The sequence below is a fragment of the Pantoea sp. R102 genome, from assembly GCF_004916815.1.
Classification (GTDB): domain Bacteria; phylum Pseudomonadota; class Gammaproteobacteria; order Enterobacterales; family Enterobacteriaceae; genus Pantoea; species Pantoea dispersa.
This window is the reverse complement of the sequence record NZ_SDFT01000075.1, coordinates 1-7333: the sequence shown is the minus strand read 5'-3', so window position 1 is coordinate 7333 and position 7333 is coordinate 1. Positions and strand designations below refer to the sequence as shown.

The following is a 7333-nucleotide window of genomic DNA, read 5'->3' as shown; positions in this document are numbered from 1 at the left end:
CCGCCAGCAGCTGGGCGAACCAGCCCGCCATCAGCGGCTCTGCGCTCGCCACTTTGCCCACGCTTCCCGCCTTCACCAGCAGGCCGGCAATCAGGCTCCACAGCGGCAAACCCGGCACATTGCCGGCCCAGACCTGCAGCAACAGCTGTGGACCAAACGCGCGGGCAAAGCCGCCTTTTGGCCGCGGCTGAAAATCGTCCAGCATCTGCACGTTGCCGAAATCTTCCGCCAGAAAACGCCGCAGCTGCGGTTCACGAAAGGTTTTGAGATAGCCGGTTAAACCGAGCCGCAGCATCCCGGCGTCATAGCCGGTAACCAGCGGCAGCAACCGCTCCGCCTGCTGGCGCAACGGGTGCGAACGGTCAAGCAGACGCGCGATGGCTTCATCAATCAACGCGGTGATGCGCGCTACGCTCAGGGTGTGCAGGTAGCGGCGCGCGTTATCGCGTACGCTGGCCGCCAGCGTGGCAATCTGCGCCTCGGACAGCACCGGCACGCACACTTCCAGCGCGCTGCCCTGCTGGCCAAAGTGCAGGCTGTGCCACGCCACCTCGCTGTGGCGGATGCCCGGCAGATGTCCGGCATACACTTTCATGCCCGTGCCTGCGCGGCAGCGAGAAACGATTCCATCGCCAGCGAGCAGCCTTTGGCATCCGCGCCCGCGACGCGCCCCAGCAGCTGAAACCCGCCGGGCACCATCACGCCGGCATCTTCGGTCAGAATGGCGGAAACCGAATTGAAATGGGCGAGATCGTGATGCACCAGTACGCCTGTCTCACCTTCCGGCACGTCCGCACCGGTCAGCGGATTGACCACGCGCGTGCGGATCCAGTGCGGTCCGGATTTCACCGGCGGGCAAATTTCATTGCCGGCATCGTAAAACTGGGTGCTGAGTTCAGTCATGCCGTACATATTGATGCAGTGCGAACGCGGCACGCCGAGCGTCTGCTGCAGCGCGCTATAAAACGCCTCCGCCGCAACTTCACGCGACTGGCCCTTAAAACCCCCGGTGTCGAGGATGCGGCTGCCCGGTGGCAGCCTGAAACGCCGCTGCTGACGCGCCAGTTCGTCCAGCAGATGGACAAAACTGTAGCTGGCACCCAGCAGGGCATAGGGTTGGCCGCTGGCCTGCGCCTGCTCCAGCGCGGCGATCAGACGCGGCAGTTTCAGCCCCTGCGCATCCACCATCACTTCGCTGTCTGGCGTGCCGCATTCTTGCATCGCCAGCGTCAGATAGTGGGCCAGCGAAGAGTTGGGCAGCTCGCTGCTGTGCGGAAACAGGATCGCCATCGGCAGGCGCGGATATCCGGCCATAAAGCGCTGGCGGAAATTGATCAGCATCGAGCGATCGTAAACCGCCAGCGTCGGGTGATAGCTGCGCCCCCGGCCGGTCCCCGTGGTGCCGCTGGTCATAAAGATGTGGGGAATCTCCGCCACCGGACGGCAGCTCAGCGCCAGATCTTTAAACGCCGTAATCGGCACCGCCGGAATCTGCCGCCACTGTTTTACCGTTAGCGGCGTGCGGCCGCGCTGGCGGGCGAAACGGGCGTAAGGGAGATTGTGTTCGAATTGCCACGCGAACAGCTGCAGCGCCAGCTGGTTGAAATCCGCTTCGGTGGTTTCCTGGCGCTGCATAAATGCCAGCAGCGCGGCAATGATTGACGCTTCGGTCATGAAGGTGCCCTCTTTGGACTGCGGCATAACGGCCAGCCAGGGGCTGAGTGATGCGCAGAATTCGCAGAAAGGCGCAAAGAGGGAATGAGGGCGTGCAGTGACCCCGGTTCCACATCCCTACGCCGGTATTAGCCGGATCAGGTTCAGAGGGTCACTACGTTGCCGGCCGTGACAGCCGCGCGGGTAGAATCTCAGCCCTCTAACAGGGCACCCCTTGGAACAAGCTGCATTCTGGGGTCGGAACGGAGGGCGTGTCAAGGCGGGAAGGCGCAGAACCCCCTCGCTTCAGCAACGCGATTATTAACGCGCAATATCACTCACAGGAGCGCGATCAGCCCGGCTGACGCAGGCAAAGCGATCGCTGAGCAGCGGGTAGTTTTGCGCATCCGGCAGTTCAAAGTGCCACCATTCGGTGGGCATGCCGACAAAACCGCCGCCGAGCATGATGGCGTTCAGCAACAGGCGATGGCGCTGCGCCTGCTGCGGCACGTTGGGATGGAACGGGTGCGACTCAGCAGACATGTCGTCAAACCCGGTCCCCATTTCCAGAATGTTGCCCGCCTCATCCACCAGCGTCACATCGATCGCCACGCCACGGCTGTGATTCGAGCCCCGCGCCGGTGGCACCACATAATCCGCGTCGGGACAGGCATCCCACAAGTGCCACTGCGCCTGCTGCGGACGATACGCGTCCAGCACCAGCAGGCGGAACCCCGCCAGCTGGGCGATGTCACTGCTGCGGCGCAGCGCGGCGGCGGCATCCGGATGCAGCAGCGCCTGCGCGTCGCGATAAATGGCATACCCGGCGATGTTATCGGCGGTGGCGTATTTCAGATCAAACATCAGGCCCGGCAAGGTGGCAGCCAAATCGATTAATTCAACGTCCTGCACTGTACATCATCCTGTTAATTGTTAGCCGGCAGCGTAAATGGCTGGCGTGGCAGCGTGGTGAGTCGCTCTGCGCCCTGTGCCGTGACGCGCACGGTTTCACTGAAGGCGAGGCCCTGCGCTGAAATATACATGTGAAATACCATGTTTTCCTCCAGTAACCACGGCGCCTGAGGATGAAAACAGCAACTGAAATCGCTTGGACGCGGGGTGCGCGTATACAGACCCAGCGCATAACCGGTGATGTTGCTGTAATCCTCACGCAGCCCGGCGCTGAGCACCGCCTCACGCGCGACGGCATCCACCGTGCAGGCCGCTACGCCCGGCTTCATCGCCCGTAGCTGGCGATCCTGAATGGCGATCAGCTGTTGTGCCAGCGCCGCGCGCGCCGCAGAGATTTCACCGACAATCAGCGGACGCATCAGGCGCGCGCTGTAGTGCCGCACTTTAGGGATCAGCTCAACGTGCATTACATCGCCCGGTTGCAGATGCTGCTCATGGCCGCTGGCATGCAAAAATCCGCTGTCGCCGCTGGCGATAACAATCGGTCCGGTTTCACCGCTGTCAGCACCGAGCCGCAGAAATTGTGCCGCCGCCAGCGCGGCGACATCACGCACGCGCCAGCCGCCCTGCACCTGCGCACTCAGCTGGGCCAGCGTGGCATCGGCAATGCTGGCGGCCTGGCGTAAGCTGGCGATTTCAGCCTGAAATTTGACGCTGCGCAGCCGGTCGCTGAGACCGCTGACATCACACCAGCGCACCCCGGGCAGATGGCGCGCCAGCTGCTGCCAGCTATGCACCGTCATGCCGTAGGATGCATAATCCGCGCCCAGCCGCGCCCGCTGATAGCCGCGCCGCGTCAGGCTTTGCGCCACCGCCAGCCACGGATCGTCTTCATCACGGTACGCGTCAATCGCCAGCTGCGGTGACTGCGCGCGGCACGGCGCGGCATCCAGCTGGCGCAACACCATCCACGGTTCGTCCTGCAACGGCACCAGACAGGCACGATAACGCGTTTCCGACACGGTATAACCGGTTAACCATGCCAGCAGTTCGCCATGATCGATCAGCATCACCTCGATGTCGGCGGCGCGCATGGCGCTGCGCAGCCGTGACAGCGCGTCGGCGATCATGACGCCGATTCAACCGGCTGGCAGATGTCGAGGATGGCCAGCAAATAGATGCGCACCATATCGAGAAACTCACTGATCTCGACGCGCTCGTCCGGCATGGTGTTGTACTTGCCGCCGGGCCCGCACACGATGCCCTCCATGCCCGCATGCTGATACAGGTGCGCCGCATCGGTACCGTAGAAGGCGGGCGGCGTGATCACCCCGGTGGGCTGCGGCGTGCCGCGCACGGTCTGCCAGCCGCGATTGACCGCTTTAACGATTGGCGATTCCGGCGACACCTCAAACGGCAGCATGGTGGGTTTATCGCGCAGGCCGTCATCGAACAGCTGCGCCTGCAGACCCGGATAGCGCTGGCACAGTGCATCCAGCAGGGCCTGCAGATCGGCCAGCACACCGTCCACTGTTTGCCCCGGCGCAAAGCGGGCGGAGCCTTTCAGGCGGACAAAATCCGCGACCTGCGGCGGCCGCCACTCCTGCAAATCACGCCCCAGCGCACCGTGTACGGTGCCAATATGGCCACGGTTAATTTTGCGGTGTTCTGCACTTTTCGCTCCGCTGAAAGTGATGTTATTGATCTGCGGAATCAGTTCGACCGCCGCCGCAATCGCGTCGACCGCCTCCTCACGCTTTGACAGATGGCGCGTATCGCCGGTCAGTTCAATGGTGAACATCAGCGAGCCGGCATGCATGGTCAGTGCCTGTAAATCCGTGGGTTCGGCATTGATGAAATAGTCGGCGCGTATGCCCTGCTCAATCGCCGCCAGCGTACCGATGCCGCCCTGTAACTCGCCGACCACATAAGTAAGGATCACGTCGCCCCTGAGCTTCACGCCGGCATCAATCAACGTCTTTAGCGCGCAGAAATAGGCGGCATCGCCCGCTTTCATGTTAGAAACGCCGATGCCGTAAATAAACTGCTCGTCGATTTTTCCCGCCCAGGGATCGACGGTCCAGCCTTCGGTGACCGGGTTAGTATCAAGATGACCGTTGAACAGCAGGCTGTGGCCGCCTCCGCTGCCGGCCAGCCGCCCAATAGCGTTCAGCCGATCGCCGGCCACCGGCTGCAGTTCCGTCTCCAGCCCGAGCTGCGCCATCTGTTCTGCCATATAGCGGGCTAATTCGCGCTCGCCCTCGGTGGCACTGTAACTTTTGTGCTGCACCATTTTTGCCAGGAAAGCGAGGCAGTATTCACGATCGATGTGATGAATTAACTGTTCAGGGTTCATGCGCTTCTCGTTATGCCACGGATTGGGTCAGATCAGGGATGTGCACGGCATCAAGCAGTGCACGGGTATAAGGATGCTGTGCCTGCGCCCGCATATTCTCGCCGGGCAGCACTTCCACCACATCGCCGCGATACATCACCGCCACGCGATGAGCGATCTGGCGGATGAGATTGAGATCGTGGGTGATGAACAGATACGCCGTGCCGTAGCGACGGCGCAGCTCCAGCAGCAGCTCGATAATGGTGGCCTGCACCGACACATCCAGCGCCGCCGTGATTTCATCGCAAATCACCAGGTCCGGCGGGTTAGCGAAGGCGCGCGCAATCGCTACGCGCTGCTTTTGCCCACCCGACAGCGCGTGCGGATAGCGGCTGGCAAATTCCGCGGGCAGCCGCACTTCCTGCAGCAGACGCGCCACCGCCTGCGCCTCGCTTTCTCCTGGTGGCAGTCCATACAGCCGCAGCGGACGGGCGATGATTTCGCCGACGGTCATGCGCGGGTTGAGTGACGCGTCCGGATGCTGAAAAATCATTTGCACACGGCGGCGATACGCCGGGTCCATCTGCGCGCGGCCATATAACGTTGCGCCGCAGAAATCGAGACTGCCAGTGAACGGCACCAGGCCGGTTATCGCCTTACCGAGTGAAGATTTACCCGAACCGGACTCGCCGACCACGCCGAGAATTTCGCCCTGATGCACCGTCAGCGAAACCGCATTGGCGGCCCGCGTCGTGTTCGCCTCCCGTTTCAGCAGCCGATCGAGCACGCCGTGCTGGCCATAATCAATCGTCAGCGCCTGCAGGCTGAGCAGCGGCTGACTGCCGGCCGCATCCGCGACCAGCCGATGCTGCGGATCCGGCACCGCGGCAATCAGTTTGCGCGTATACGCATGCGCGGGTGCGCTGAACAGCGTGCGCGTCGCGGCCTGCTCGACGATGCGGCCCTGCTCCAGCACGCACACGCGGTCGGCCACTTTTGCCACCAGCGCCAGATCGTGTGAGATATACAGCGACGCGACGCCAGTCTCGGCGCGCAGTCGCTCGTAAAGATCGAGGATTTGCGCCGAGCTGATGACGTCCAGCGCTGTGGTCGGCTCATCAAAAATCAGGCAGTCCGGCTGGCAGGCGAAGGCGGTAGCGATCAGGATGCGCTGCTTCTCACCGCCGGAAACCTGATGCGGATAGCGCTGCATCATGCGTGCCGGGTGCTTCAGCTCGACATCGCGCAGCAGCGATTCCCCCAGCTGCTGCGCTTCGCGCGCTGACAGCCCACGATGACGGCGCAGCACTTCGGTGACCTGTTCACCCAGCGTCAGCGTCGGGTTCAGCGACGCGCTGGGATCCTGAAAAATCATGCCAAGCTTTTTACCGCGCAGCGCCATCAGTTGGTGCGCTGGCAACTGCAGCAGGCTTTCGCCGTTCAGCCGGATATCACCCGCCTGCTCGCGTGCGTTACTGGCCAGCCAGCGCATGATCGCCCAGCCGAGGGTGGTCTTGCCGGAGCCGGATTCCCCTACCAGCCCCAGCACTTCGCCCGGCATCACCTGCAGGGTGATATCGCGTAGTACCGGCAGCGAATGGCCGCGCGCTAACGCATAATCGAGGCTGTAATTGTCCACCGACAGCACCGGGTTGTGCGGACTCTTCATTTGTGGCTCCCTGGATTTAACACATCACGCAGGCCATCGCCCAGCAGGTTGAAGCCAATCGCCACCAGCGCGATAGCCAGACCGGGGATCATCATCATCCACGGTGCTTTAAAGAAATAGCTGCGCGCTTCGGACACCATCAGCCCCCACTCCGGCTCGGGCGGCTGCGCGCCGAGGCCGAGAAAGCTCAGCGTGGCAAACAGCATGATGGCGAATGCCACGCGAATAGTGGCTTCCACGATGATCGGCGCGAGAATGTTCGGCAGCATTTCGCGCAGAATGATGTAGTAACCCGCTTCGCCGCGCGCGATGGCGGCGCTGATGTAGTCCTGCTGACGCGCCGCCAGCGCCACGCTGCGCGCAATGCGCACCATGCCCGGCACGAAGGCGATGGTGATGGCCAGCACGGCGTTCATGCTGCTCTGCCCCAGGGTGCTGACAATCAGCAGCGCAAACAGCAGGCTGGGAATCGCCATCACCGCATCCATGGTGCGCATCAGGAATTCATCCACTTTGCCACCAAGGTAGGCGCTGGCGGTGCCCAGCACCGAGCCAATAACCATCGCCAGCGCGGTCGCCAGCAGCGACAGCAAAATGGTGGATCGCGCGCCGACCAGCACCCGGCTGAAAATGTCGCGCCCCAGCTGATCGGTGCCGAACCAGTGCTCTGCGCTGGGCGGGCGGTAACGCGTCAGAATTGAGATCGCTTCCGGATCAAACGGTGCCACGTGCGCGCCGCCCGCCACCATCAGCAGCGCCAGCAG

General features: G+C 62.7%; 7 protein-coding genes and 1 riboswitch. All 7 genes read right to left on the bottom strand.

Annotated features, from left to right (window positions below; genetic code table 11):
* Positions 1-595: acyl-CoA reductase (locus tag ERD80_RS09460; protein WP_282183362.1), on the bottom strand; the 595-nt coding region annotated here is incomplete at its 3' end.
* Positions 592-1701 carry a long-chain fatty acid--CoA ligase gene (locus ERD80_RS09455; protein WP_136546673.1) on the bottom strand — a complete coding sequence of 370 codons (1110 nt, stop codon included), beginning with the start codon at positions 1699-1701 and terminating at the stop codon, positions 592-594. The genes ERD80_RS09460 and ERD80_RS09455, both read right to left, overlap by 4 nt.
* Positions 1702-1769: 68 nt before the next feature.
* Positions 1770-1899, bottom strand: a riboswitch (TPP riboswitch).
* 75 nt (positions 1900-1974) lie between these two features.
* The gene (gene ddpX / locus ERD80_RS09450; protein WP_136546671.1) at positions 1975-2565 is read right to left on the bottom strand and encodes a D-alanyl-D-alanine dipeptidase; all 591 of its coding nucleotides are present in this window, start codon (positions 2563-2565) and stop codon (positions 1975-1977) included.
* A gap of 14 nt (positions 2566-2579) precedes the next feature.
* A complete protein-coding gene (locus ERD80_RS09445; RefSeq protein WP_136546670.1) occupies positions 2580-3695 on the bottom strand; it encodes a Xaa-Pro peptidase family protein in 1116 nt (371 codons plus the stop codon).
* Complete coding sequence (locus tag ERD80_RS09440; protein ID WP_136546668.1) at positions 3692-4921, bottom strand: M20/M25/M40 family metallo-hydrolase; 1230 nt, start codon at positions 4919-4921, stop codon at positions 3692-3694. The genes ERD80_RS09445 and ERD80_RS09440 overlap by 4 nt, the downstream gene beginning before the upstream one ends.
* Before the next feature lie 10 nt (positions 4922-4931).
* A complete protein-coding gene (locus ERD80_RS09435; protein ID WP_058770481.1) occupies positions 4932-6569 on the bottom strand; it encodes an ABC transporter ATP-binding protein in 1638 nt (545 codons plus the stop codon).
* Positions 6566-7333, bottom strand: a 768-nt coding sequence (locus ERD80_RS09430; RefSeq protein WP_136546666.1) for an ABC transporter permease, incomplete at its 5' end; no start/stop codon positions are given. The genes ERD80_RS09430 and ERD80_RS09435, both read right to left, overlap by 4 nt.